Consider the following 24753-nt stretch of genomic DNA (forward strand, 5'->3'; position numbering starts at 1 on the left):
GTGCCCCCGCTCCCGTGTGCCGCACGGAGCGGGGGCACCGCCGTCTCCGTCCGTCCGCGCCGCGGGGCGCCCCTCAGCGCGTCGTGAGGAACGCCCCCGTCACCAGTGCCAGACCCGCCAGGCCCAGCGCCCACGCCGGGCGCGTGCGCCCGAGCCCGCCCGCCACCACCACCGACGCGAGCATCAGCGAGCCCCCGAACGGCAGCCAGGCGTACAGCAGGCCCGCGACACCCGAGCGCACCACCTCGGCGGTGCCGGGCTTCACCACCACGGCGATCCTCCCGCCCTCGCGCACCGCGACCGAGGCGGCGGCCACCACGCGCTCGCGCGGCTGCGAGCCGGGGGACTGTGGCCGGAACGGGCCCGTGCAGGTGTCGCCGGAGCACCGCCGCACCGTCATCGTCCCGTGCTCGCGGCCCTTGGAGAGCATCACGTGCTGGGCGCTGCCCCACGCGTCCCACACACCCGCGACCAGGATCAGCGCCGTCACCGCGCCCATCGCGGCGAGCCGCCCGAAGCGCAGGGCCGCCGACGACGACGTGGAGGGGCGTCTGCGGGAGGAGAGGCCAGGCATGGCGGCGATCCTTGGCCATGGCCGTACGCCCGGTCAACCCGTCTGGGGGACACGTGCCGCATTGTCCCCACCTGTCACCGGTGCACCACCGTCACCGCACGGCACTTCACGTCCCGTACGGCACATCCGTATCTCCCGCACGACACACCCGCACACCTCGCACCGGCTCCCGCACGCCGCGCGCGGCTCCCTGCGGCTCCCGCGCGGCCCGTCAGGAGTTGTACGACCCCTGCGCCCGCTCCAGGCCCTCCGTCACCAGGCACTCCACGGCGTCCGCCGTGCGGTCCACGAAGTAGTCGAGCTCCTTGCGCTCCGCCGAGGAGAAGTCCTTCAGCACGAAGTCCGCCACCTGCATCCGCCCCGGCGGCCTGCCGATGCCGAACCGCGCCCGGTGGTAGCCCGGACCCATCGCCTTCGTCATCGACTTCAGACCGTTGTGCCCGTTGTCCCCGCCGCCCAGCTTCAGCCGCAGCGTGCCGTAGTCGATGTCCAGCTCGTCGTGGACCGCCACGACGTGCTCCGTGGGCACCTTGTAGAAGTCCCGCAGCGCCGTCACCGGACCGCCCGACAGGTTCATGTACGACATCGGCTTCGCCAGCACCACCCGCCGGCCCGCCGGGCCGGGCGGACCGATCCGGCCCTCGACCACCTGGGCCTGCGCCTTCCCCGCCCGCTTGAACCGCCCGCCCATGCGCTCCGCGAGCAGGTCCACCACCATGAAGCCCACGTTGTGCCGGTTCATGGCGTACTCCGGACCCGGGTTGCCGAGCCCCACCACCAGCCAGGGGGCACTCGCGTCGCTGGTCACCTGCGTGTCTCCTTCGTCCGAGCCTGCATCGACGAACCCGCGTCCGGGCCCGGCGGACCCGCGCCGCCCCGCGGACGGACGCGGTCACCGCACACGACGGCCGCCGCTCCCCCGGGGGAACGGCGGCCGGCCGTCATACCAACCGTACGGCTGACGAGGCTCAGGCCTCGGCACCCTCGGCGGCCTCGCCCTCGGCGCCCTCGCCGGAGGTCTCCTCCGCCTGCGCGGCGAGAACCTGGAGGACGACCGCGTCCTCCTCGACGGACAGGGAGACGCCCGACGGGAGCTCGATGTCCTTGGCGAGGACGGAGGCACCGGCCTCCAGACCCTCGACGGACACCGTGACCGACTCGGGGATGTGCGTGGCCTCGGCCTCGACCGGCAGGGCGTTCAGCACGTGCTCCAGCAGGTTGCCGCCCGGCGCCAGCTCACCCTCGGTGTGCACCGGCACCTCGACGGTGACCTTCTCGCCGCGCTGGACCAGCAGCAGGTCGACGTGCTCCAGGAAGCCCTTCAGCGGGTCGCGCTGCACGGCCTTCGGGATCGCCAGCTCGTTGCCCTTGCCGTCGATGTCCAGCGCGATCAGGACGTTCGGCGTGCGCAGCGCCAGCAGCAGCTCGTGGCCCGGCAGGGTCAGGTGGACCGGCTCGGCGCCGTGCCCGTACAGCACACCCGGAACCTTGTGCTCACGACGGATGCGGCGCGCGGCACCCTTGCCGAACTCGGTGCGCGTCTCGGCGGCGATCTTCACCTCGGACATGATCATCACTCCTCGTAGTTAGGGGGTGGATACAGCGGTCACCCGGCCACGAACGGCCTGCTACGAAGAGCGCGTCGATAACGGACCGCCGGATCCGCGCAAACGGAAACGGCCTCCCTCGCCGAGCAACTGCAGCAGTCTACTCGGCGAGGGAGGCCGCACCCAAAACGATCTTCAGGGCCCCTTCCGGAAGGGACGCCCCCTACTGCTCCTCGAACAGGCTCGTCACCGAACCGTCCTCGAACACCTCACGCACCGCACGCGCGATCGTCGGCGCGATCGACAGCACCGTGATCTTGTCCAGCTCCAGCTCACCCGGCGTCGGCAGCGTGTTCGTCAGCACGAACTCGCTCACCTTCGAGTTCTTCAGCCGGTCCGCCGCCGGACCCGACAGCACACCGTGCGTCGCCGTCACGATCACGTCCTCCGCACCGTGCGCGAACAGCGCGTCCGCCGCGGCACAGATCGTGCCACCCGTGTCGATCATGTCGTCGACCAGGACGCACACCCGGCCCTCGACGTCACCGACCACCTCGTGCACCGTCACCTGGTTCGCGACGTCCTTGTCCCGCCGCTTGTGCACGATCGCCAGCGGCGCGCCCAGCCGGTCGCACCAGCGGTCCGCCACCCGCACCCGGCCGGCGTCCGGGGACACCACCGTCAGCTTCGAACGGTCCACCTTGCTGCCCACGTAGTCCGCCAGCAGCGGCAGCGCGAACAGGTGGTCCACCGGACCGTCGAAGAAGCCCTGGATCTGGTCCGTGTGCAGATCCACCGCCAGAATCCGGTCGGCGCCCGCCGTCTTCATCAGATCCGCGATCAGACGCGCCGAGATCGGTTCACGACCGCGGTGCTTCTTGTCCTGCCGCGCGTAACCGTAGAACGGCACGATCACGGTGATGCTCCGGGCCGAGGCCCGCTTCAGAGCATCGATCATGATCAGCTGCTCCATGACCCACTTGTTGATCGGGGCCGTGTGGCTCTGCATCAGGAAGCAGTCGGCACCACGGGCCGACTCCTGGTAACGGATGTAGATCTCGCCATTGGCGAAGTCGAAGGCCTTCGTCGGGACGACCCCGACACCCAGCTGGTGGGCGACCTCCTCGGCAAGCTCGGGGTGGGCGCGGCCGGAGAAGAACATCAACTTCTTCTCGCCGGTCGTCTTGATCCCGGTCACAGCACTGTCTCCTCAGAGGTCTTCAGCCGGATGTGCACTATCACGGTACGCCGTCCCGGACGCACCTTTTTCCGGTCAGTCTTCGCCGTCCCGTGTCCGGGACGCGTCCTCGGCCGCCCGCGCTGCCGCGCTCCCCGGGCGCTTCCGGGCCACCCAGCCCTCGATATTCCGCTGCTGGCCACGGGCCACGGCCAGCGAACCGGGCGGAACGTCCTTCGTGATCACAGACCCGGCAGCGGTGTACGCACCGTCCCCGATCGTGACAGGAGCCACAAACATGTTGTCCGACCCCGTACGGCAGTGGGACCCCACCGTCGTGTGGTGCTTGTCCTGACCGTCGTAGTTGACGAAGACACTCGCGGCACCGATGTTCGTGTACTCGCCGATCGTCGCGTCACCGACGTACGACAGATGGGGCACCTTCGTCCCCTCGCCGATCGTCGCGTTCTTCGTCTCCACGTACGTACCCACCTTGGACTTCAGGCCAAGCCTCGTCCCCGGCCGCAGATACGCGAACGGACCCACCGTCGCCTGCGGACCCACCTCCGCACCGTCCGCCACCGTGTTGTCCACCCGCGCGCCCGCACCCACCCGGGTGTCCTTCAGCCGCGAGTTCGGACCCACCTCCGCGCCCTCGCCCACATGCGTGGCACCCAGCAACTGCGTCCCCGGCTGCACGACCGCGTCCCGGCCGAACGTCACCGTCACGTCCACCCACGTCGTCGCCGGGTCGACCACCGTCACACCCGCCAGCATCGCCCGCTCCAGCAACCGGTCGTTCAGGATCCGGCGCGCCTGCGCGAGCTGCACCCGGTTGTTGATCCCCGCGATCTCCCGGTGATCGGCGGCGACACACGCACCGACGCGGTGACCGGCCTCCCGCAGGATCCCGAGCACGTCCGTCAGGTACTCCTCGCCCTGGCTGTTGTCCGTGCGCACCTTCCCCAGCGCGTCCGCCAGCAACTGGCCGTCGAAGGCGAAGACACCCGAGTTGACCTCACGGATCGCCCGCTGCGCCTCGGAGGCGTCCTTGTGCTCCACGATCGCGGTCACCGCGCCCGACACCTCGTCGCGCACGATGCGGCCGTACCCCGTCGCGTCCGGGACCTCGGCGGTCAGCACCGTGACCGCGTTGCCGTCCGCGGCGTGCGTGGCGGCCAGCCGCCGGAGCGTCCCACCACTGAGCAGGGGCGTGTCGCCGCACACGACGACCACCGTGCCGTCCACCCGGCCGCCCAGCTCCTCCAGGCCCATGCGGACCGCGTGGCCCGTGCCGTTCTGCTCGGCCTGCACGGCCGTGCGCGCCTCGGCGTCGATCTCGGCGAGGTGCGCGGTCACCTGCTCGCGGGCGTGGCCCACGACGACGACCAGGTGCTCGGGCTCCAACTCGCGCGCGGCGGCGAGGACGTGGCCGACGAGGGAGCGGCCGGAGATGTCGTGCAGGACCTTGGGTGTGGCCGACTTCATACGGGTGCCCTCACCCGCGGCAAGGACGACGACGGCGGCCAGCGGGGTGTCCCCTGGTCGAGCGGAGCCGAGAACGTGGGGAGGGTTGGCGCTCACAAGCATGCCCTTCGGCTTCTGGATGGCTGGGGTGTGGACATCCGCAGGATACCGGGGCGTATCAGGAGTGACATGAGAGCGGGCCCTGACAGAGCTGTCAGGGCCCGGAGGGGGTTCGCGTCCGGGGAGGAGACGAACCGAGCATGTGCTCCCGGGGAAGGAATCGAACCCTCATTCAATGGACCAAAACCATTTGTCCTACCATTAGACGACCCGGGATGGTCTGCGCGCTATGTCCGGTTCTGCGGATCGGTGTTGCGCGCGGACAACACTATGCCGTACCAAGCGCCTTCGATGCGACGGTAGAGGTCGGCGCTCCGGCGAACCTTCACCGCCAGGCAGCCGCGGTAGGTCTCGCCCACGTTCTTGCGCACGGTCTTGGGGTTGTGCTTCTTGAGCGTCGTCTTGTTGAACGAGGTGCGCTCGGCGCCGACAAGGTCCGCCCAGTACCGTTCGGCGGCCGCGACGTCGGCGTTCTCGTGGATCATGACGCAGTAGCGGACGCGGTCGCGCTCCACCCCCATCAGGTCGAGCCAGCGCAGGAAGACCTCGATCATTCCGGGATCGCTGTTGACGAAGGTGACGTTCTCCCGGCGGTCGTACGGCTTGTCCTTGCCGCCCTCGGCCCAGTACAGGCCGACGCCCAGCAGGAACAGTTCACGCTCGGACAGGTCGCCCACCTCCGCGGCGGAGGCCTGTTTCGTGCGCCGGCGCTCCTCGTCCCGCACGGCGAGCTCGTGGTCCCACCGCTTTCGTCCCGCGATGCGTGCCTGCTCGGACGGATCCCTTCGCTCCGGTCTCGGAAGGTCCCGCACCCACAGGGAGATCGAGCTCTTGGAGCAGCCCAGTTCCAGTTGGATGCGGTCGTAGGTCCAGCCCTGGAGGCGGAGTTCGCGGGCGCGTTCGCGGAGGTCGTCCTTGGCCCTGGGGCGCCTCGTCCAGGCAGGGGGCGGCTCGCCCCGCACCAGGTGGTTGAGGAGGTCGTTGTTGTAGACCTTCAGCTCGTCGCGGATCTGCCGGAGGCTGAGGCCGGCGCGGCGCAGGGCGAGTGCCCGCTCCCGCAGTCCCTCGAAGTCGGCGTACCCGCCGTTGACGTGTGCCATGGGGGCCACGCTCGTCCCGGAATGGGGACGTCCGGGTTCGAACGGTGAGCGGTTCGGCAGTTCGAGGGATACCGGGGGGTTTCGCTTCTGTTCGAATGCGTTTCGTGGTGGGAGTCACGCCCGAAAGTCACCGGAAACGGAGCACCCGGCGCCCGTAGGCTGGAGGCATGACCACGACGGGGGAGGAACACCGCGCGGCCCCGGCCGGGCCGTGGTGGTGGGCGAGGTGGCGCAGTGCCGCGCTGGACGTGGTGCTCGCCGTGGTGTCCGCGCTGGAGTGCGCGGTGGAGGGGGTCCCGTTCGCGCGTGACGCCGGGCTTCCGGTGCCGGCGGGCGTGGTGTTCGGTGTGCTGGCCGGATCGGTCCTGTTGCTGCGGCGCAGATGGCCGATCGCGGTGGTGCTGGTGTCGATCGCCGTCACGCCGGCGCAGATGGGCTTCCTGATGAGTGTCGTCGGGCTGTACACGCTGGCGGCGTCGGAGCTGCCGCGGCGGATCATCGGGGCGCTGGCGGGGATGTCGCTGGCGGGGATGTTCATCGTCACCTTCGTGCGGGCGCACCAGGGCGCGGTGCGCGGGGACGTGGGGATCGGTGAGTGGTTCGTACCGTTCCTGTCGGTGACGACGGCGTTGGGGATGACGGCGCCGCCGGTGCTGCTCGGGCTGTACGTGGGGGCGCGGCGGCGGCTGATGGAGAGCCTGCGGGAGCGGGCGGACAGCCTGGAGCGGGAGCTGCAGCTGCTGGCGGAGCGCGCGGAGGAGCGGGCGGAGTGGGCCCGCAACGAGGAGCGCACGCGGATCGCGCGGGAGATGCACGACGTGGTGGCGCACCGGGTGAGCCTGATGGTGGTGCACGCGGCGGCGCTGCAGGCGGTGGCGCGGAAGGACCCGGAGAAGGCGGTGAAGAACGCGGCGCTGGTCGGCGACATGGGCCGGCAGGCGCTGACCGAGCTGCGGGAGATGCTCGGGGTGCTGCGCTCGGGGGACGCGGTGACGCCGGTGCGGTCGGTGCCGCTGGAGGCGGTGGGCGCGGCGGCGGCCGCGGCGGCCTCGCGGGCGGCGGACGGCGGGGACGCGCGGGGGCCCGCGCCGCAGCCGCCGGCGGCCGACGGGCCGTCGCTGGCGGAGCTGGACGAGCTGATCGGCCAGTCGGCGGCGGCGGGCATGGTGGTGGTCCTGTCGGTGGAGGGCGAGACGCGGGCGTACGCGCCCGAGGTGGAGCAGACGGCGTTCCGCGTGGTGCAGGAGGCGCTGACGAACGTCCACAAGCACGCGGCGGGTGCGAAGACGCATGTGCGCCTGGCGCACCGGGCGGCGGAGGTGGCGATGCAGGTGGAGAACGAGCCGCCGCCGGAGCCGGGCGCCGCGTCGGACGCGCGGCTGCCGAGCGGGGGCAACGGCCTGGTGGGCATGAAGGAGAGAGTGGCCGCGCTGGGCGGCGTGTTCGTGTCGGGCCCGACGGACGCGGGGGGCTTCCGGGTGTCGGCGGTGATCCCGGCGGCGTGAGACCGCCTTCCGGGCGGGGGCGAGACCGTCTCCCGGGTGCGGCGCGGGGCCGCCTTCCGGGTGCGCCATGAGGCTGCCTTTCCGCCGTGGGGCGGGGCCGTCTTCCGGGTGCGCCATGCGGCTGCTTTTCCGCTGTGGCGCGGGGCCGTCTCCGGCTTCTCCGGCGTCTCTTGCTTCTCCGGGTGAGGCGACCGGTACCCCGTGCCGCGGGAGCGGGGTACCGGTCCCGGGTGTCCGGGGGTTCCGCTCAGTGGGACCCGGTGCCGTCCGGGCCCGGTCCGTGGGCCCAGTTCGCCGTGAGGCGGGTCGGTTCGGTGCCCGAGACCAGGGCCGTCAGAGCCTGGTCGATGTCGGCGCCGAGGTACCAGTCGCCGGTGTGGTCGAGGACGTAGACGCGCCCCTCGGCGTCGATGGCGAGGAGGGCGGCGCTGTCGGTCTCCTCGCCGAGCGGGCAGACCTCGGTGCCGAGGGCGCGGCCGAGGTCGCCGAGGGTGCGGGCCAGGTGCAGCCCGTGCAGCGGGTCGAGGTGCAGCGGGGCCGGCGCGACCTGGCGCCCGCTCCCGGCGGGGGCGATGCGCAGTCCGCCGAACTCGGCCCAGGCCTCCACGGCGGCGGGGAACACGGTGTGCCGGTGCCCGGCGGGGGACACGTGGCCGCGCAGGGTGTCGGCCCAGATCTCGGCCTGCCTTATGTCCCAGCGCCCGGGCTGCCAGCCCGCGGAGCGCAGGGCCGCGTCCACGGGCACGGCGAAACGGGTCGTAGAGGTGCGGTCGGTGCGGTCGTTGAGCATGTGCCTTCGTTCGTTCGAGGCTCGGTGAGCCGGGCGGACGGGCCGCCGCGTACGGGACTGCCGACGGGCGTCAGCTGTCCGACGTCGGGTCGACGATGCGTACGCCGAAGTGGGCGCTGAGCGCGGCGCAGGAGCGGCACGGCGCGGCGAAGCCGCCGTGGAGGGGGTCGCCGTCCTCGCGGATGCGGCGGGTGGTGAGCTTGGCGTGCTTGAGCGCCTTGCGGGCCTCGCCGTTGGTCATGGGCCTGCGCGCGGCCCGCTTGCTGCGGGCGGCGTCGGCGGCGGTGATGTGCCGTGAGATCAGGATCGCTTCGGCGCAGCGTCCGGTGAAGCGTTCCCGCTGCCCGCTCTTGAGGGTGTCGAGGAAGTCCTGGACGAGCGGGTGGAGGGCGGGCGGGGTGTCGCCGCGGGCGGCGGTGCCGGTGAGGGTGGTGCCGCGGACGGAGAGGGCGGCGGCGACGGTGGGGAGTATGCCGTCGCGGCGGTGCAGGAGGACGGGGGTGCGCGGCGTCTCGGCGGCGCTCCAGCCCACGCGCGGGTCCCCGCTCGCGGCTTCCGTCTGAGCTGTCTGCATGTGTCGCTTCCCTCCCTTTCAACCCCCCGGGTTGCGGGGGACAGACTGCCAAACTCCGCGGCGGGTGGGCCAGCCGGGGCGGTGCGACACGCCCGTGCCTCGCCGCACGGTCACGGCGGGGTGACGGCTGGTCACGGAAGCGGAGGCCCGGTGACCGGCGCCGCCCCACCGCATAGGCTGTCGGCGACCGCAGTCCATCCAGACCAATCAGAACGCCGCAGGGGGCAACCGCGATGACGACAGGTCGGCTCGGGGTGGGGGTCCCTCCCGGCCCTTCGGACCGGGGACGGACCGTGCCGCCGAACGCGGCCTACGCCGGACAGGTCGTGCACTTCCCGGACCCGGTCCGGGCCGCGCGTCACCCGCATGGAGTACGCGTCGACGAGCGGGGCCACCCCGACTTCTCGCCGTACGCGCGGGCGGCCGCGGAGATCGCCGAGCCGCCGGAGGGCTTCGGCGTGGACGAACTGCGGCTGACCGACTACGTCTCGGCGAACGCGGCGCTCGCGGCGTCGGGACACGCGCTGTGGGACACGGTCCCGGCGGTGGCGACGCCGCACGGCTGGACCTGGCACCACGTCCCGGGCACGCGACGCCTGGAGCTGGTCCCGGTCGAGGTCAAGGCGCTGCTGCGGCACCACGGCGGCCTGGCGACCGCGGCGGTGGACCAGAACAAGAGAGGGACGCGTCCGCTGCAGGAGACGCGGCCCGCGCACTTCGGGCTGCCGAAGTCGGCGGTGGCGGTGACGGAGCAGCAGGTGCAGGGCGTCGAGGAGGACCTCGGCTACCGTCTGCCGGGCGCGTACCGGTCCTTCTTGAAGGCCGCCGGCGGCTGCGCGCCGGTGGGCGTGGCGCTCGACGCGGAGCTGGGCCTCCTGGTCGACCAGCCCTTCTTCACGGTGCGCGACGAGGCGGCCGTCAACGACCTCGTCTACGTGAACAAGTGCCTGCGCGACCACCTCACGAAGGACTACCTCGGGGTCGGCTTCGTGCAGGGCGGGCTGCTGGCGGTGAAGGTGAAGGGGGACCGGACCGGCTCGGTCTGGTTCTGCGCCTACGACGACGCCCGGGATCAGGACGGCTGGTCGCCCGCGGAGCGGGTGGAGCGGCTGCTGCTGCCGTGCGGTGAGGACTTCGACCGGTTCCTGGCGCGGCTCGCGGGCAGTCCGCCGGAGCTGGAGACCGTGGCGAACCTGATGGTGGACGGCGGGTTCGCGCGTGCCGTCGCCGTCCCTTCGACGGGGGAGTGAGCGTCCGATGGTGACCTTCGCGCAGGCGCAGGAGCGCGCCGAGGAGTGGATCAACGGCGACGTGCCCGCCTACCAGCACCGCGAGGTGCGGGTGCGGGAGTTCGAACTCGGCTTCGTGGTGTGGGCGGAGGACCGCGCCGAGGGTCCGCGCTCGGACGGCGGCGCGCAGCGGCTGGTGATCGCCCGCGACAGCGGTGAGGCGACGCTGTGGCCGTCGCTGCCGGTCGGCGAGGTGATCCGCCGTTACGAGGAGGAGTACGGGCGCAGCGACGCGGCCCCCGAACCGGCGCCGGCGCCCCCGGCGCGGGTGGACCTCAACCAGACGTCGTTCCTGCTGACTCCGCCGGAGTGGCTCCAGGAGGCGGCGGACAAGCTGGGCATCCCGGACCGACGGCGGGACGCGGCGGACACGTCGGGCGGGTCGGACGCGCCGGGCACGGCAGCCGCGGCGGACGCGGCCGGTACGCGGCCGGGTGCGACCGGTGCGTCCGGCGGGGCGAGTGCGCCGGGGGCGGCGGCCGGGGGAGCGGAGAGCGCCGGAGCGCGTCCTGCTGCGGCTGCGGCGCCTGGCGGCACCGCGCCGGGCGTCGGTCCGTCGGGCGGCGGCCCGTCCGCCGGGGCGGGTTCGCTGCCGGAGACGCTGGCGGGACCGCCGTCGGACGCGGTGCCCGGGCCTTCCGGTTCCGGTGCACCCTCCGTGCCCGGCCGCCCGCCCGCGCCGGGTATCCCGCCCGTTCCCGGTGTCCCCGCCGCGCACGGCACTCCGTCCGCGCACGGCACTCCGTCCGTCCCCGGTGCGCCCTCCGCGCCCGGGACCCCCGTGGGCGGTACGGCGTGGCCTCCGGCCGGGGAGGCGTCCGGGACGCCGTCCGAGGGGACGCCCTGGGCCGGGACCGACACCAACGCCGACGCGGGCGACGACCGTTCGGTTCCGCTGCCCGCGACGGTGTTCGCGCCTCCGCTGAGCGACGCCGACGACGGCGGGACCCCGCCGTCCACGACCGCGCCGGACGCGAAGACCGCGCTGATGTCGGGCGGCAGCGCGCTGCCGCCGACCGCCGTGTCGCCCGTGGTCGACGCCCCGGGCGCGCAGCCGCCGCGGTCGCCGCAGCCGCACGGGTCCTCCGGTTCCGGTGCGGTGCCGGGCGCTCCCGGCACGCCGCCGCCTCCGTCGTACGGCTACCCGCAGGGCCCGGGCGCGCCGCACACCCCGCCGCCGGGGCCGTCCTACGGCTATCCGCAGGGTCCGGGCGTGCCGGGCACCCCGCCGGGCGGCGTGCCGGCCACCGGTGCCGGGCAGCCGCAGGCCGGCGGAGCGGCCCCGCCCGCGCCGCCCGCCGCCCCCGGTGCTCCGGGACGCCCGCTGCCGCCGCCCGCCGGTGACATAGCGGACGCCGCGACCAGCAAGGCCGCACCGCCGCGCGGCGACCGCGGCGGCGCGCCCGGCACGCCGCCCCCGCCGGGAGCGCCCGGCGTTCCGGGCGCGCGTCCCGGGGGTGCCCCGGGCACGCCTCCGCCGCCGTCCGGCCCGGGCGCGCCCGGTGCGTCGGCGGGCGGATACGTGCCGACCCAGCTCGTCTCGCAGCTCCCCCCGGAGGGTCCGGGCTCTCCGGGCGCGCCGAACCCGCCGGGTGCCCCGAACCCGCCCGGCGGTGCCGGTACGCCCCCGGGCGGTGTCCACCACGCGCCCACGATGCTGGCCGACCCCAACCAGCCGGGCGCCCCGCAGCGGCCCGGTGCCCCGGGTGCGCCCGGTGCCTCCGGCGCCCCGCGGTCCCAGGGCGGCGTCCACCACGCCGAGACGATGCTGTCCGGTCCGCCGCCGGGCGGTCCCGGCGTGCCTCCGCCCCCGCCGCCCCCGGCTCCGGCCCCCGGCGCCCCGGGCGCACGGGTCCCGGGGCAGCAGCCCCCGGCACAGCAGCCCCCGGCCCCGGCGTACGGCTATCCGCAGCAGGGCCTGCCCACGGTCGGCCCCGGCTACCAGGCCGTGCTCAGGTACCGCGCGCAGGACGGCTCCGAGCAGCAGCTCATCCGCCGCTCGGCGCCCGGCACCCCGCACCCGGAGTGGCAGATCCTGCATGAGCTGCGCGCGATGAACGTGCCGCCGCAGCAGGTCCTCGAGCTGCACACCGAGCTGGAGTCCTGCGAACTGCCGGGCGCGTACTGCGCGCGGATGATCCGGGAGTCCTGGCCGCAGGCGCGGATCACCAGCATCGCCCCGTACGGCACGGACCACGCGAGCCGTCAGCAGGGCATGGCCCAGCTGCTCGCGCACCAGGGCGAGCTGCACCAGGTCGCGGACGGGCCCGCCCGGCCGGGGCCGGTGCGCGCGCCGCTCCCGCCGGTGCAGCCCGCGCCGCCGATCCCGCCGGAGGGCGTCGCGCAGGAGCTGGCGGCGGCGTTCGGGCCGGGGATCTTCCGGTTCGAGCAGCAGGCCGTGTCCCGGCAGGGCGTGCCGCCGATCGTGGCGCACACGCTGGTCGTGGCCGGGCTGCCGGTGGACATGGGCCCGTTCTTCTGGGCGCAGGCCCAGCCGGGGCGGCCGGTGCCGACGCTGGCGGAGCTGGCGCAGGAGCGCGGCATCCAGCCGGCCCCGGACGCCGGGTCGTACCTCGTCATGGGCAGCGACTTCGGCAAGGCGCTCTGCGTGCAGTACGGCACGGCGAACATCGTGGCCGTGCCGGTGGAGCCGGGGCCGGGCGGTGCCCCGGTGCCGCCGCAGTTCGTGAACACCGGTCTGCCGGAGTTCGCGCGCTGCCTGGCGCTGCTGGGCCGGATGTGGCGGCTGCGGTACGGGCTCAACCAGGAGCAGGCGGGCCGCTGGACCGTCGACTTCCAGGCCCAGCTCGCCGCCCTCGACCCGGCGGCCCTCTCCTCGCCGGACAGCTGGTGGTCGGTGGTCCTGGAGCAGATGTGGGACGGCCTGCTGTGACATCGGCTACATGAGGTGAGCGCCGCGCCCGTGCGGACGACGTACGGGAGCGGACGGACGAGGCGTGGGAGGCGCCCGACCCGGAGGACGGGTCGGGCGCCTCTCGCATGCCCGGACGCCTCCATGTGCCCGCACGGCGTCTTCATGCGTCCGCACGGTGCGTCCACGCGTGCGCACGGCGCGTCGATGCGTCCGCACGGCGCGGAGCCCGGCCGCCCCGCCCTCCCGCACCCGAATCCCCGAATGGCGCAACCGCGGAGAACCATGGGCGGAGTGTCGCGTTATGAACGGTTCTATACGATCCCTGAAGATGTGCGGACACCCATCCCGTACGCCGGAGATCGAAGAGGGGATCCCCCTATGAGCAGTCCGCACGGTTTCGCGTCCGTACGGGGACGCGGCTACCGCCCCTGGCAGGTCGACGCGTACGCCGACGCGCTCTCCCACGACCGGGACGCCGCCTGGGAGCGGGCGGCGAGGCTGACGGTGCTCGCCCGGGAGATGGAGGAGGAGCTGGCGCGGCTGCGCGAGGTGGTCGCCGGGCTCCCGCCGCAGACGTACGAGACCCTCGGCGGGCGGGCCCGCGAGCTCTTCGATCTGGGGATGGAGGAGGCCGCCGAGGTGCGCGCGCACGCGCAGCGGGAGGCCCGCGACACGGTCGCCGGAGCGGAGGAGGCGGCGCGGCGGACGGAGGACGACGCGCGGGCGGCCGCCGACGCGGTGCGCGAGCGGGCCGAGGCGTACGCCCGGCAGCGGCTGCTGGAGGCCCGTGCCGAGGCCGACGCGCTGCGGGCGGCCGCGCGGCGCGACGCGAAGGAGCTGAGCGGCGCGGCCCTGGAGGAGTGGCGCGGGGCGCGGCGGCGCGGCGAGGAGCTCCTCGCCGTGCAGGAGAAGGAGCAGGCCGGACGGGAGGAGCTGCTCGCGCGGGAGGTCGCCGACCGCGAGGCCGCGCTCGACGCGCGTTACGAGCAGCTGCGGACGGCGGCCGAGGCGGACCTCGCGGCGGAGGAGCGGGCCCTGGCCGAGGCGGGGGAGTGGGCCCGGCACCACCAGGAGGAGGCCGAGGCGCGCGCGGCCGCCGTGCTCGCCGAGGCCCGCCTCCACGAGGAGCGGACCGTGCGCGAGACGGAGCGGGTGCTGCGCGAGCACGGCGAGCGGTGGGACACCGTGCGCGCCCACATGGACCACGTGCGCGAGAGCCTCGCCGCGCTCACCGGCCGGGTCGCGGCTGCGGACCCGGAGACCGGCCGGGCCCCGGTGGACCCGGCGGACCCGGAGGCCGGCCCGCTTCCGGTGGACCCGGAGGCCGGTCCGGTCCCGGTGGACCCGGAGGCCGGTCACACCCCGGCGGAGCCGGAGTAGCCGGAGTAGCCGGAGTAGCCGGAGTAGCCGGAGTAGCCGGAGGGGCCGGAAGGGGCCGGAGCCGGACGTGCCGGGACCGGCCGGCGAGGTCACCCTTACGGCCCGGCCGGGTGCCGTCACCGCTCTCTGCGGCCCGCCCCCGCCAGGATCCACCCCTCCACCTCCGCGTACCGCTCGCGCTGGGCGTCGGTGCGGCGGCGGCCCGACGCGAGCGTGCCGAGCCAGCCGAGGGCGAAGCCGAGCGGGATGGAGACGATGCCGGTCGTGCTGAACGGGAACCAGTTGAAGTCCTGCTCGGGGAGGGCGGAGGTGGGGGTTCCGGAGACCAGGTTGGTGCCGGTCATCAGGACCAGGCAGGCCACCGAGCCGCCGACGAGCGTCCACAGCAGGCCGGCCGTGGTGTAGCGGCGCCAGAAGAGGCTGTACACCAGGGCGGGCGCGATCGACGAGGCGCCCAGGCAGAACCCGAGCGTGACCAGCGGCTGCGGGTTGTAGTGCTGGACGAGGACGGCGAGCAGGATCGTCGGGACGCCGACCGCGACCGCGCAGACGCGTGCCAGGGTCATCTCCCGGCGCGCCGGCATCCCGGTGCCGCCGCGCGCGAAGAGGTCGTGCGCCAGGGAGTTGGCGCAGGCCAGGATCATGCCGGCGACGGACGCGAGCAGGGTCAGGAACAGCGCCGCCGTCACCGTCGTGAACAGCAGCGTCTCGGCGGTGGAGATGTGCGCGCCGAACACCGCGCGCGAGCCCAGCAGGTACGCCGTGTTGCCCTGCGGGTCGGCCGCCGCGATCGTCCCGCGGCCGAGCATCGCCGTCGCCCCGGTCCCGACGACCGTGATGATCAGTACGAAGAGGGCGACGGACGGCACCGCCCAGGACATCGAGCGGCGCACCTGCCGGGCGTCGGACGCGGTGTACATGCGCATGGTGACGTGCGGCAGGCACGCGCCGCCGAGCACCACGGTCAGCTGTGCGCTGATCATGTCGAGCTCGGGGTACGGGCCGGACGCGAAGCCGGGCCCCGTCCGCAGGTACGCGGGGCCGAGGCCGCTGGCCTGCGCGGCCGCGTCGAACAGGCCGCCCGGGCTCCAGTCGAACCGGTGCAGGATCAGCAGGGCGATCACGGTCCCGGAGCCCAGCAGCATCACGATCTTCATGATCTGGATGAGGGCGGTGCCCTTCATGCCGCCGATGGCCGCATAACTGATCATGAGGACGCCGAGGCCGACGATGCAGCCGGTCTTCAGCGTGTCGCCGGAGAAGCCGAGGACGAAGGCCAGCAGGTCGCCGCCGGCGGCGAGCTGGACGAGCATCATCGGCAGCAGCGCCACGAGGGTGACGGCGCAGGCGGCGACCCGTACGGCGCGTCCGGGCATGCGCAGGGCGAGCGCGTCGCCCATGGTGAACCGGCCCGCGTTGCGCAGCGGTTCGGCCAGCAGGAACATCAGCAGCATCAGCGACAGGGCCGTGCTCAGCGCCAGGACGATGCCGTCGTAGCCGGTCAGCGCGATGAGGCCGCCGGTGGTGACGACGGTGGCGGCGGAGATGTAGTCGCCCGCGACGGCCAGGCCGTTGCGCAGGGGGGACAGTGAGCCGTACCCCGTGTAGAACTCGGCGAGGTCGTCGCGGTCCGGGCCGGTCATCACGCACAGCAGGAGCGTGACGGTGGCGACGGCGGTGAAGGCGACCAGGGACATGGCCTGCGCGGAGCTGCTGAACCCGGTCATCGGGCCGTCTCCCGTCCGGTGCCCGCCCCGCCCCGCCGCCGGATGCGCGCGGCGACCGGGTCCACGCCGCGGCGGGCGGTGTGCTCGTACAGCGCGATCGCGGCGCAGGCGACGGGCACCTGGCACAGGGCGAGCAGCAGGCCGAGGGAGAGCCCGCCGAACGCCTCGCGCGCCATGAGATCCGGGGCGTACGCGGACAGGACCAGGAACAGCGTGAAGTAGCCGAGCGCGGCCAGCGAGGCGACCCGGCGCTGCCATCGGTAGGCGGAGCGCAGCCGGCGCAGGTCGCCCTGGCTCCCGGCCACCCGCCGCCCGGAGGCGGCACCGTGCGGCTGCGCGTCCTGCGCGTCCTGCGCGTCCTGCGCGTCCTGTGCGTGCTGGATGTCCTGCGCGTGCTGGGCGTGGTGCGGGTGTTCCGGCCACGGGTCGTACGGCGGTAAGTGGGACGGCGGTGGCGGGTCGTGGGACATCCCGGTGCTCCTTGCGCGGCTCGGGTCCCGTGGGACCGCAGGGAGTGGGGGTGTGCGAACAAGACGCTACTAGTCGGTCCGAAACTGCGCGGAGTTTTCCACAAACTGATCGGTCGGTATATGCGTACCGCGCTGACCTCGGCTGTTGCACCTGTTAACGCATGTGACAGAAGTGCCGTAAGTGACTTCAGGGCGGATCGGCCGTCTGCCCGCTCCGGCGGCAGGAACGGACCCGGGCCGTGGCGGTGCCGCGCTCGGCCCGGCTCGCGCTCGGCCGTCCTTCGGCCGCGGGCTGTCCCCGGCCGCGGGGGACCCGATCCGTTCCCCTTGCACGCATCTGTCGGTGCTCACCCCCTCACCCGGTCCGGCCGTCGCCCTGAGTGCCCTCCCACCGGGGCGGATGCGCGCCGGCCGCCGACGGCCCCGCACGACGGGGTGGACGCGGGGTGGACACAAAGGGGGACCCGACCCCGAGAACCGCTCCCCCTGAGGGGTGAGACCCCTAGGGGCGGCTCCCCACTACGGGTCGGGGAGGGGTCGTACCGCCGGAGGACGAGAGGAAGCGGTGCCGCTCCTTAACCTGGCTTTACGCCGCTGGGGAGGCGCGGGCCGGTACGGCCCGCGGGCGGGCCGTACCTCGGGGGGTGGGGTTTTCCCCCGCAGAAGACTGCGCCGGGCACCAGGGCGCCGCACCCCCTCGCGCGACCAGACTGAACGGCGTTCCGACGGCGCCGTGACCGCGGCCGCACGGCGCACCGCCGGGGGCATGGCCGCACGCACCACGCGACACGCACCACCGCGACCGCGATGCCGCACGGGCGTCGTGCGCTCGATTTCGGACCGACATAGGAGATATACCGTGACATCGGCTGTAAGCATTCCCAGGACCGGGGGCAGTGGAGGGCGTACGGCCGTTGCCGCGCGGGCGCGGCAGGTCGTCAAGGCGTACGGGTCGGGGGAGACCCGCGTCGTCGCCCTCGACCACGTCGACGTGGACATCGAGCGGGGCCGCTTCACCGCGATCATGGGCCCGTCCGGGTCCGGCAAGTCCACGCTGATGCACTGCCTGGCCGGGCTCGACACCGTCACCTCCGGGCAGATCTTCCTCGACGACACCGAGATCACCGGGCTGAAGGACAAGAAGCTCACCCAACTGCGCCGGGACCGGATCGGCTTCATCTTCCAGGCGTTCAACCTGCTGCCGACGCTGAACGCCGTCGAGAACATCACGCTGCCGATGGACATCGCGGGCCGCAGGGCCGACCGGGAGTGGCTGGAGAGGGTCGTGGAGACCGTCGGCCTGGCCGGACGGCTCAAGCACCGGCCCACCCAGCTCTCCGGCGGCCAGCAGCAGCGCGTCGCCGTGGCCCGCGCGCTCGCCGCCCGGCCCGAGATCATCTTCGGGGACGAGCCGACCGGCAACCTCGACTCCCGCGCCGGCGCCGAGATCCTGGGCTTCCTGCGCCGCTCGGTGGACGAGCTGGGCCAGACCATCGTGATGGTCACGCACGACCCGGTGGCCGCCTCGTACGCGGACCGGGTGCTGTACCTCGCCGACGGCCGGATCGTCGACGAGATGCGGCGGCCCACCGCCGAGGCCGTGCTCGACCGCATGAAGGACTTCGACGCCCGGGGGCGCACGTCATGACCGTGCTGAAGACCTCGATGCGCAACGTCCTCGCGCACAAGGGGCGCATGGCCCTGTCGGCCGTGGCGGTCCTGCTGTCGGTGGCGTTCGTCTGCGGGACGCTCGTCTTCACCGACACGGCCACCACGACGTTCGACAAGCTCTTCGCGGCGACCGCCTCCGACGTCACGGTCAGTACCGAGGACGCCTCGGACACCGGCGAGACCACCTCGGGCACCGGCCGACCGCCGGTCATGCCCGCGTCCGTGGTCGAGAAGGTGCGCGGGGTGGACGGCGTGAAGTCGGCCGAGGGCACCGTCTTCTCCACCTCGGTGACGGTCGTCGACGCGGACAAGGACAGCCTCTCGCCCACGAGCGGCGCCCCCACCATCGTCGGCAACTGGAACGCCAACGACGCCCGCACCATGAAGATCTCCTCCGGGCGGGCGCCGCGCGGACCGGACCAGATCATGGTCGACGCGGACACCGCCGACAAGCACGGGCTGGGGCTCGGTGACGAGATCGGCGTCATCACCGCCGTGGGCACGCACCGGGCGAAGATCTCCGGCATCGCCGACTTCACCGTCACCAACCCCGGCGCCGCCATGTTCTACCTCGACACCGAGACGGCCCAGCGGGCCCTCGTCGGCGAGACCGGCGTCTTCACCAACGTCAACGTCACCGCGGCGCCCGGCGTCGCCGACGCGCGGCTGAAGGAGGACGTCGCCGCCGGGCTCGGCGGCGCCTACAAGGTGCAGACGGCCGCGGAGGTCGCCGACGCCAACTCCGCGGACCTCAAGGGCTTCCTGGACGTCATGAAGTACGCGCTGCTCGGCTTCGCCGGGATCGCCTTCCTCGTCGGCGTCTTCCTGATCATCAACACCTTCTCGATGCTGGTCGCCCAGCGCACCCGCGAGATCGGCCTGATGCGCGCCATCGGCTCCTCCCGCAAGCAGGTCAACCGCTCGGTGCTCGTCGAGGCGCTGCTGCTCGGCCTGTTCGGCTCGGTCCTCGGCGTGGGCGCGGGCGTCGGTCTCGCGATCGGGCTGATGGAGCTCATGGGCTCCATGGGTATGAACCTGTCCACCGACGACCTGACCGTCACCTGGACCACCCCGGTGGCCGGCCTGGTCCTCGGCGTCGTGGTCACCGTGGTCGCCGCGTACCTGCCCGCCCGGCGGGCCGGCAAGGTCTCCCCGATGGCCGCGCTGCGCGACGCCGGCGCCCCGGCGGACGCGAGGGCCGGTGCCGTACGGGCCGTCCTCGGCCTGCTCCTGACGGGCGCGGGAGGGTTCCTGCTGTACCTGTCCGGGGCGGCGGAGAAGGCGGGCGAGGGCGCGCTGTGGCTGGGCGGCGGCGTGGTGCTTTCGCTGCTCGGCTTCGTCGTCGTCGGCCCGCTGCTGGCCGGCGGTGTGGTCCGCGTCCTCGGCGCCCTCGTGCTGCGGGTCTTCGGCCCGGTCGGGCGGATGGCCGAGCGCAACGCGCTGCGCAACCCGCGCCGCACCGGCGCCACCGGCGCCGCGCTGATGATCGGACTCGCCCTGGTCGCCTGCCTGTCGGTGGTCGGCTCCTCCATGGTCGCCTCGGCCACGGACCAGCTCGACAAGTCGGTCGGCACGGACTTCATCGTGCAGTCGGACAGCGGCCAGCTGCTCACGCCGCAGGCGGTGGAGGCGGCGAAGTCCGCGGAGGGCCTGGAGCGGGTCACCGAGTACAGGGTGCTCGACGCCTCGCTGACCCTGCCCGACGGCCGCACCGCGAAGGACGAGACGATCAACGCCGCCGACCCGACGTACGCGCAGGACCTGCGCGTCGAGACGGTCGCGGGGAACCTCGCGGACGCCTACCGGCCCGACTCGATGTCCGTCTTCGAGGGGTTCGCTGACAAGTACGGCCTGGAGGTCGGCTCGAAGGTGGAGGTCGCCTTCGCGGACGGCCGCAGCGCCGAGCTGACGGTCCGCGCGATCACCAGCGACGAGGTGGTCGTCGACAAGGGCGCGATGTACGTGTCGATCGCGACGGCCGCGAAGTACGTGCCCGCCGACAGGATGCCCCTGGACGCGCTGCTCTTCGCCTCGGCGCGGGACGGCCAGGAGGAGGCCGCGTACGCCGCGCTGAAGACGGCGCTGGACGACTACCCGCAGTACACCGTGCGCGACCAGACCGACTACAAGGAGGCCCTGCAGGACCAGATCGGGCAGCTGCTGAACGTGGTCTACGGCCTGCTGGCCCTCGCGATCGTCGTCGCGGTCCTGGGCGTGGTGAACACCCTGGCCCTGTCGGTGGTCGAGCGGACCAGGGAGATCGGCCTGATGCGGGCCATCGGTCTCTCCCGCCGCCAGCTGCGCCGCATGATCCGTCTGGAGTCGGTGGTCATCGCCCTCTTCGGCGCCCTGCTCGGCCTCGGCCTCGGCATCGGCTGGGGCGCGACCGCGCAGCAGCTGCTGGCGCTGGAGGGCCTGACCGTCCTGGAGGTTCCCTGGCCGACGATCCTCACGGTCTTCGCCTGCTCCGCGCTGGTGGGCCTGTTCGCCGCGCTGGTCCCGGCCTTCCGGGCGGGCCGGATGAACGTCCTGAACGCCATCGCCACGGAGTAGCCGCAGGGACGGAGAGCACGGAGAGCACGGGGAGCACGGGGGAACGGCGAGGGGCCGGGCCCGGCGGGACGAACAGTCCGCCGGGCCCGGCCCTTCCGGTCCTCTCGGCCCCTTCGGTCCTCTCAGTCCTCCCGGCCCTTCCCGGCGCCGTAGTCCTCTCGCCGTGCTCCGGGCGTCCCGCCCGTACCGCCGTGCCCGCGGGCGGGACGCCCGGGGCCCGCCGGGCGGCGGGGCGATCGTTCGGGCGGGTGCGCGCGCGGTGCGCGACGTACCCTGGAGATCCCCGGCCCGTGCGACGTGTCGGGTCGCTCGCGTTGCCCTCACCCCGGGATGGAAGTCCTTCATGAGCCTGCACGGTCTGCTCGACGCCGTCGTCAAGGACGCGGCACTCGACGAAGCGGTGAAGGCCGCAGCCGACGGCCACCGGGCGCACGTCGACCTCGTCGGCCCGCCCGCGGCCCGCCCCTTCGCGGTGGCGGCGCTGGCCCGCGACGCCGGACGGCCCGTCCTGGCCGTGACGGCCACCGGCCGGGAGGCCGAGGACCTGGCGGCGGCCCTGCGCTCGCTGCTGCCGCCCGACGCGGTCGTGGAGTACCCGTCCTGGGAGACCCTGCCGCACGAGCGCCTCAGCCCGCGCAGCGACACCGTCGGCCGCCGCCTCGCCGTGCTGCGCCGCCTCGCCCACCCCTCGCCCGACGACCCCGAGACCGGCCCGGTCTCCGTCGTCGTCGCGCCCGTGCGCTCCGTGCTCCAGCCGCAGGTCAAAGGGCTGGGCGACCTGGAGCCCGTGGCCCTGCGCCCCGGCGACACCGCCGACCTGGAGGAGGTCGTCCAGGCGCTGGCGGCCGCGGCGTACGCGCGAGTGGAGCTGGTGGAGAAGCGCGGCGAGTTCGCCGTGCGCGGTGGCATCCTCGACGTCTTCCCGCCCACCGAGGAGCACCCCCTGCGGGTGGAGTTCTGGGGCGACGACGTCGAGGAGATCCGCTACTTCAAGGTCGCCGACCAGCGCTCCCTCGAAGTCGCCGAGCACGGCCTGTGGGCCCCGCCCTGCCGCGAGCTGCTGCTCACCGACGAGGTGCGGCGGCGGGCCGCGGCCCTGGCCGAGGACCACCCCGAGCTGGGCGAACTCCTCGGCAGGATCGCCGAGGGCATCGCCGTCGAGGGCATGGAGTCCCTGGCCCCCGTCCTCGTCGACGACATGGAACTGCTCCTCGACGTGCTGCCCGCGGGCTCCATGGCCGTGGTCTGCGACCCCGAGCGGGTGCGCACCCGGGCCGCCGACCTCGTGGCCACCTCCCAGGAGTTCCTCCAGGCGTCCTGGGCGGCGACCGCCGGCGGCGGCGAGGCGCCCATCGACGTCGGCGCCGCCTCCCTGTGGTCCATCGCCGACGTCCGCGACCGCGCCCGCGAGCTGGGCATGATGTGGTGGTCGGTGTCCCCGTTCGCCGCGGACGACGCCCTGGAGGAGGCCGACACCCTCAAGCTCGGCATGCACGCGCCCGAGACCTACCGCGGCGACACCGCGCGGGCGCTCGCGGACACCAAGGGCTGGCTCGCGGACGGCTGGCGCACGGTCTACGTCACCGAGGGGCACGGCCCCGCCTCCCGCACCGTCGAGGTCCTCGGCGGCGAGGGCATCGCCGCCCGCCTGGAGAGCGAGCTCACCGAGCTGGCCCCCTCCGTCGTGCTGGTCTCCTGCGGCTGCCTCGACCACGGCTTCGTCGACCCGGCGCTGAAGCTCGCCGTGCTCACCGAGACCGACCTGTCCGGGCAGAAGGCGGCCGGCAAGGACGGCACGCGGATGCCCGCCCGCCGCCGCAAGACCATCGACCCGCTCACCCTCGAATCGGGCGACTACATCGTCCACGAGCAGCACGGCGTCGGCCGCTACATCGAGATGGTCCAGCGCACCGTGCAGGGCGCCACCCGCGAGTACCTGGTCGTGGAGTACGCCCCCGCCAAGCGCGGCCAGCCCGGCGACCGGCTCTACATCCCCACCGACCAGCTGGAGCAGATCACCAAGTACGTCGGCGGCGAGGCGCCCACCCTGCACCGCCTGGGCGGCGCCGACTGGACCAAGACCAAGGCGCGTGCGAAGAAGGCCGTCAAGGAGATCGCCGCCGACCTGATCAAGCTCTACAGCGCGCGCATGGCGGCGCCCGGCCACGCCTTCGGCCCGGACACCCCCTGGCAGCGCGAGCTGGAGGACGCCTTCCCGTACGCGGAGACGCCCGACCAGCTCACCACGATCGCCGAGGTCAAGGAGGACATGGAGAAGACGGTCCCGATGGACCGCCTGATCTGCGGCGACGTCGGCTACGGCAAGACGGAGATCGCCGTGCGGGCCGCCTTCAAGGCGGTGCAGGACGGCAAGCAGGTCGCCGTCCTCGTGCCCACCACGCTCCTCGTGCAGCAGCACTTCGGCACCTTCAGCGAGCGCTACGCGCAGTTCCCGGTGAGCGTGAAGGCGCTGTCCCGCTTCCAGACCGACACCGAGGCGAAGGCGGTCCTGGAGGGGCTGCGCGACGGCTCGGTGGACGTCGTCATCGGCACCCACCGGCTGTTCTCCTCCGAGACCAAGTTCAAGGACCTGGGCCTGGTCATCGTCGACGAGGAGCAGCGCTTCGGCGTCGAGCACAAGGAGCAGCTGAAGAAGCTGCGCGCCAACGTCGACGTGCTGACCATGTCCGCCACGCCCATCCCGCGCACCCTGGAGATGGCGGTCACCGGCATCCGCGAGATGTCCACGATCACCACGCCCCCGGAGGAGCGCCACCCGGTCCTGACCTTCGTCGGCCCGTACGAGGAGAAGCAGATCGGCGCCGCGATCCGCCGCGAGCTGCTGCGCGAGGGCCAGGTCTTCTACATCCACAACCGCGTCGAGTCCATCGACCGGGCCGCCGCCCGGCTGCGCGCCATCGTCCCCGAGGCGCGCATCGCCACCGCCCACGGCCAGATGTCCGAGCAGGCGCTGGAGAAGGTGGTCGTCGACTTCTGGGAGAAGAAGTTCGACGTGCTGGTCTCCACGACGATCGTCGAGTCCGGCATCGACATCTCCAACGCCAACACGCTGATCGTGGAGCGCGGCGACAACTTCGGCCTCTCCCAGCTGCACCAGCTGCGCGGCCGCGTCGGCCGCGGCCGCGAGCGCGGCTACGCCTACTTCCTGTACCCGCCGGAGAAGCCGCTGACGGAGACCGCCCACGAGCGCCTGGCGACCATCGCCCAGCACACGGAGATGGGCGCGGGCATGTACGTGGCGATGAAGGACCTGGAGATCCGCGGCGCGGGCAACCTCCTCGGCGGCGAGCAGTCCGGGCACATCGCGGGCGTCGGCTTCGACCTGTACGTGCGCATGGTCGGCGAGGCGGTCGCGGACTACCGCGCAGCCCTGGACGGCGGGGCGGAGGAGGAGCCGCCGCTGGAGGTCAAGATCGAGCTCCCGGTCGACGCGCACGTCCCGCACGACTACGCGCCCGGCGAGCGGCTGCGCCTGCAGGCGTACCGCGCGATCGCCTCCGCGAACACCGAGGAGGACGTCAAGGCCGTCCGCGAGGAGCTCGTCGACCGCTACGGCAAGCTGCCCGAGCCGGTGGAGAACCTGCTGCTGGTCGCCGGCCTGCGGATGCTGGCCCGCTCCTGCGGCGTCGGCGAGGTGGTCCTGCAGGGCACCAACGTCCGCTTCGCCCCGGTCGAGCTGCGCGAGTCCCAGGAGCTGCGCCTCAAGCGCCTGTACCCGGGCACGGTGATCAAGCCGTCCGTCCACCAGGTCCTGGTGCCCCGCCCGAAGACCGCGAAGGTCGGCGGGAGGCCGCTGGTCGGCCGCGAGCTGCTGGCCTGGGTCGGGGAGTTCCTGACGTCGGTGCTGGGCGAGTAGCGCACCCGGCGGTACGCGGAACGCGGCCCCGGACCTCCCGCACGGGAGGTCCGGGGC

At 73.5% G+C, this 24753-nt stretch carries 17 protein-coding genes and 1 tRNA gene; 7 read left to right on the top strand and 11 right to left on the bottom strand.

All coding sequences use genetic code 11. From position 1 onward, the window contains the following. Positions 1 to 73: 73 nt before the first annotated feature. The 7 genes from IE271_RS36365 to IE271_RS36395 all read right to left on the bottom strand — a co-directional run bounded on the left by IE271_RS36365 (position 74) and on the right by IE271_RS36395 (position 5985). Positions 74 to 574: a hypothetical protein gene (locus IE271_RS36365; protein ID WP_190194745.1), complete on the bottom strand. Its 501-nt coding sequence runs from the start codon at positions 572 to 574 to the stop codon at positions 74 to 76. A 211-nt stretch (positions 575 to 785) separates the two neighbouring features. After that, positions 786 to 1382 (bottom strand): aminoacyl-tRNA hydrolase, encoded by a 597-nt coding sequence (pth, locus tag IE271_RS36370; protein WP_190194746.1) that lies wholly within the window; start codon positions 1380 to 1382, stop codon positions 786 to 788. A gap of 160 nt (positions 1383 to 1542) precedes the next feature. Then, on the bottom strand, positions 1543 to 2142 hold the full coding sequence (locus tag IE271_RS36375) for a 50S ribosomal protein L25/general stress protein Ctc (protein ID WP_190194747.1): 600 nt from the start codon (positions 2140 to 2142) through the stop codon (positions 1543 to 1545). Positions 2143 to 2344: 202 nt separating this feature from the next. Continuing rightward, a complete protein-coding gene (locus IE271_RS36380; RefSeq protein ID WP_190194748.1) occupies positions 2345 to 3319 on the bottom strand; it encodes a ribose-phosphate diphosphokinase in 975 nt (324 codons plus the stop codon). A 75-nt stretch (positions 3320 to 3394) separates the two neighbouring features. Next, on the bottom strand, positions 3395 to 4828 hold the full coding sequence (gene glmU, locus IE271_RS36385; RefSeq protein WP_308435244.1) for a bifunctional UDP-N-acetylglucosamine diphosphorylase/glucosamine-1-phosphate N-acetyltransferase GlmU: 1434 nt from the start codon (positions 4826 to 4828) through the stop codon (positions 3395 to 3397). A gap of 202 nt (positions 4829 to 5030) precedes the next feature. Then, positions 5031 to 5101 (bottom strand) — tRNA-Gln (locus IE271_RS36390). A gap of 11 nt (positions 5102 to 5112) precedes the next feature. Continuing rightward, positions 5113 to 5985: a hypothetical protein gene (locus IE271_RS36395; RefSeq protein ID WP_190194750.1), complete on the bottom strand. Its 873-nt coding sequence runs from the start codon at positions 5983 to 5985 to the stop codon at positions 5113 to 5115. A 167-nt stretch (positions 5986 to 6152) separates the two neighbouring features. Between IE271_RS36395 and IE271_RS36400 the strand changes: the two genes are divergently transcribed. Beyond that, on the top strand, positions 6153 to 7490 hold the full coding sequence (locus IE271_RS36400) for a sensor histidine kinase (protein WP_190194751.1): 1338 nt from the start codon (positions 6153 to 6155) through the stop codon (positions 7488 to 7490). 247 nt (positions 7491 to 7737) lie between these two features. Here the strand turns inward: IE271_RS36400 and IE271_RS36405 are convergent, their stop codons facing one another. Beyond that, the gene (locus tag IE271_RS36405) at positions 7738 to 8280 is read right to left on the bottom strand and encodes an SUKH-3 domain-containing protein (protein WP_190194752.1); all 543 of its coding nucleotides are present in this window, start codon (positions 8278 to 8280) and stop codon (positions 7738 to 7740) included. Between the two features lie 70 nt (positions 8281 to 8350). Further along, positions 8351 to 8854, bottom strand: coding sequence for a YwqJ-related putative deaminase (locus IE271_RS36410; RefSeq protein ID WP_190194753.1), 504 nt, complete (start codon positions 8852 to 8854; stop codon positions 8351 to 8353). 233 nt (positions 8855 to 9087) lie between these two features. Between IE271_RS36410 and IE271_RS36415 the strand changes: the two genes are divergently transcribed. From IE271_RS36415 to IE271_RS36425, 3 genes are all read left to right on the top strand, one after another. Then, entirely contained in the window at positions 9088 to 10104 is a 1017-nt protein-coding gene (locus IE271_RS36415; protein WP_229919829.1) for an SMI1/KNR4 family protein, read from the top strand. Between the two features lie 7 nt (positions 10105 to 10111). Further along, on the top strand, positions 10112 to 13036 hold the full coding sequence (locus tag IE271_RS36420; RefSeq protein WP_190194755.1) for an SUKH-4 family immunity protein: 2925 nt from the start codon (positions 10112 to 10114) through the stop codon (positions 13034 to 13036). A 360-nt stretch (positions 13037 to 13396) separates the two neighbouring features. Continuing rightward, positions 13397 to 14398, top strand: coding sequence for a cellulose-binding protein (locus tag IE271_RS36425; RefSeq protein WP_229919830.1), 1002 nt, complete (start codon positions 13397 to 13399; stop codon positions 14396 to 14398). 116 nt (positions 14399 to 14514) lie between these two features. On the opposite strand, the gene IE271_RS36430 is transcribed toward IE271_RS36425, so the two are convergent. Further along, a complete protein-coding gene (locus tag IE271_RS36430) occupies positions 14515 to 16125 on the bottom strand; it encodes a sodium/solute symporter (protein ID WP_190194756.1) in 1611 nt (536 codons plus the stop codon). Then, on the bottom strand, positions 16122 to 16595 hold the full coding sequence (locus IE271_RS36435; RefSeq protein ID WP_190194757.1) for a DUF485 domain-containing protein: 474 nt from the start codon (positions 16593 to 16595) through the stop codon (positions 16122 to 16124). Before IE271_RS36435 ends, IE271_RS36430 begins: the two co-directional genes overlap by 4 nt. Before the next feature lie 859 nt (positions 16596 to 17454). On the opposite strand from IE271_RS36435, the gene IE271_RS36440 reads away from it, so the two are divergent. The 3 genes from IE271_RS36440 to mfd all read left to right on the top strand — a co-directional run bounded on the left by IE271_RS36440 (position 17455) and on the right by mfd (position 24696). Then, entirely contained in the window at positions 17455 to 18243 is a 789-nt protein-coding gene (locus tag IE271_RS36440) for an ABC transporter ATP-binding protein (RefSeq protein ID WP_190194758.1), read from the top strand. Further along, positions 18240 to 20819 (top strand): ABC transporter permease, encoded by a 2580-nt coding sequence (locus IE271_RS36445; RefSeq protein WP_190194759.1) that lies wholly within the window; start codon positions 18240 to 18242, stop codon positions 20817 to 20819. The genes IE271_RS36440 and IE271_RS36445 overlap by 4 nt, the downstream gene beginning before the upstream one ends. A gap of 343 nt (positions 20820 to 21162) precedes the next feature. Then, complete coding sequence (mfd, locus tag IE271_RS36450; RefSeq protein WP_190194760.1) at positions 21163 to 24696, top strand: transcription-repair coupling factor; 3534 nt, start codon at positions 21163 to 21165, stop codon at positions 24694 to 24696. The last annotated feature ends 57 nt before the right edge of the window (positions 24697 to 24753 follow it).

Origin of the sequence: Streptomyces minutiscleroticus (assembly GCF_014650875.1) — a bacterium.
GTDB lineage: Bacteria > Actinomycetota > Actinomycetes > Streptomycetales > Streptomycetaceae > Streptomyces > Streptomyces minutiscleroticus.

Bases quoted from the DNA above. Each gene is read 5' to 3' on its own strand.
- IE271_RS36365 (WP_190194745.1), bottom strand. From the start codon at position 574: ATGCCTGGCCTCTCCTCCCGCAGACGCCCCTCCACGTCGTCGTCGGCG.
- IE271_RS36375 (WP_190194747.1), bottom strand. From the start codon at position 2,142: ATGTCCGAGGTGAAGATCGCCGCCGAGACGCGCACCGAGTTCGGCAAG.
- IE271_RS36395 (WP_190194750.1), bottom strand. From the start codon at position 5,985: ATGGCACACGTCAACGGCGGGTACGCCGACTTCGAGGGACTGCGGGAG.
- IE271_RS36400 (WP_190194751.1), top strand. From the start codon at position 6,153: ATGACCACGACGGGGGAGGAACACCGCGCGGCCCCGGCCGGGCCGTGG.
- IE271_RS36405 (WP_190194752.1), bottom strand. From the start codon at position 8,280: ATGCTCAACGACCGCACCGACCGCACCTCTACGACCCGTTTCGCCGTG.
- IE271_RS36410 (WP_190194753.1), bottom strand. From the start codon at position 8,854: ATGCAGACAGCTCAGACGGAAGCCGCGAGCGGGGACCCGCGCGTGGGC.
- IE271_RS36415 (WP_229919829.1), top strand. From the start codon at position 9,088: ATGACGACAGGTCGGCTCGGGGTGGGGGTCCCTCCCGGCCCTTCGGAC.
- IE271_RS36420 (WP_190194755.1), top strand. From the start codon at position 10,112: ATGGTGACCTTCGCGCAGGCGCAGGAGCGCGCCGAGGAGTGGATCAAC.
- IE271_RS36425 (WP_229919830.1), top strand. From the start codon at position 13,397: ATGAGCAGTCCGCACGGTTTCGCGTCCGTACGGGGACGCGGCTACCGC.
- IE271_RS36430 (WP_190194756.1), bottom strand. From the start codon at position 16,125: ATGACCGGGTTCAGCAGCTCCGCGCAGGCCATGTCCCTGGTCGCCTTC.
- IE271_RS36435 (WP_190194757.1), bottom strand. From the start codon at position 16,595: ATGTCCCACGACCCGCCACCGCCGTCCCACTTACCGCCGTACGACCCG.
- IE271_RS36445 (WP_190194759.1), top strand. From the start codon at position 18,240: ATGACCGTGCTGAAGACCTCGATGCGCAACGTCCTCGCGCACAAGGGG.
- mfd (WP_190194760.1), top strand. From the start codon at position 21,163: ATGAGCCTGCACGGTCTGCTCGACGCCGTCGTCAAGGACGCGGCACTC.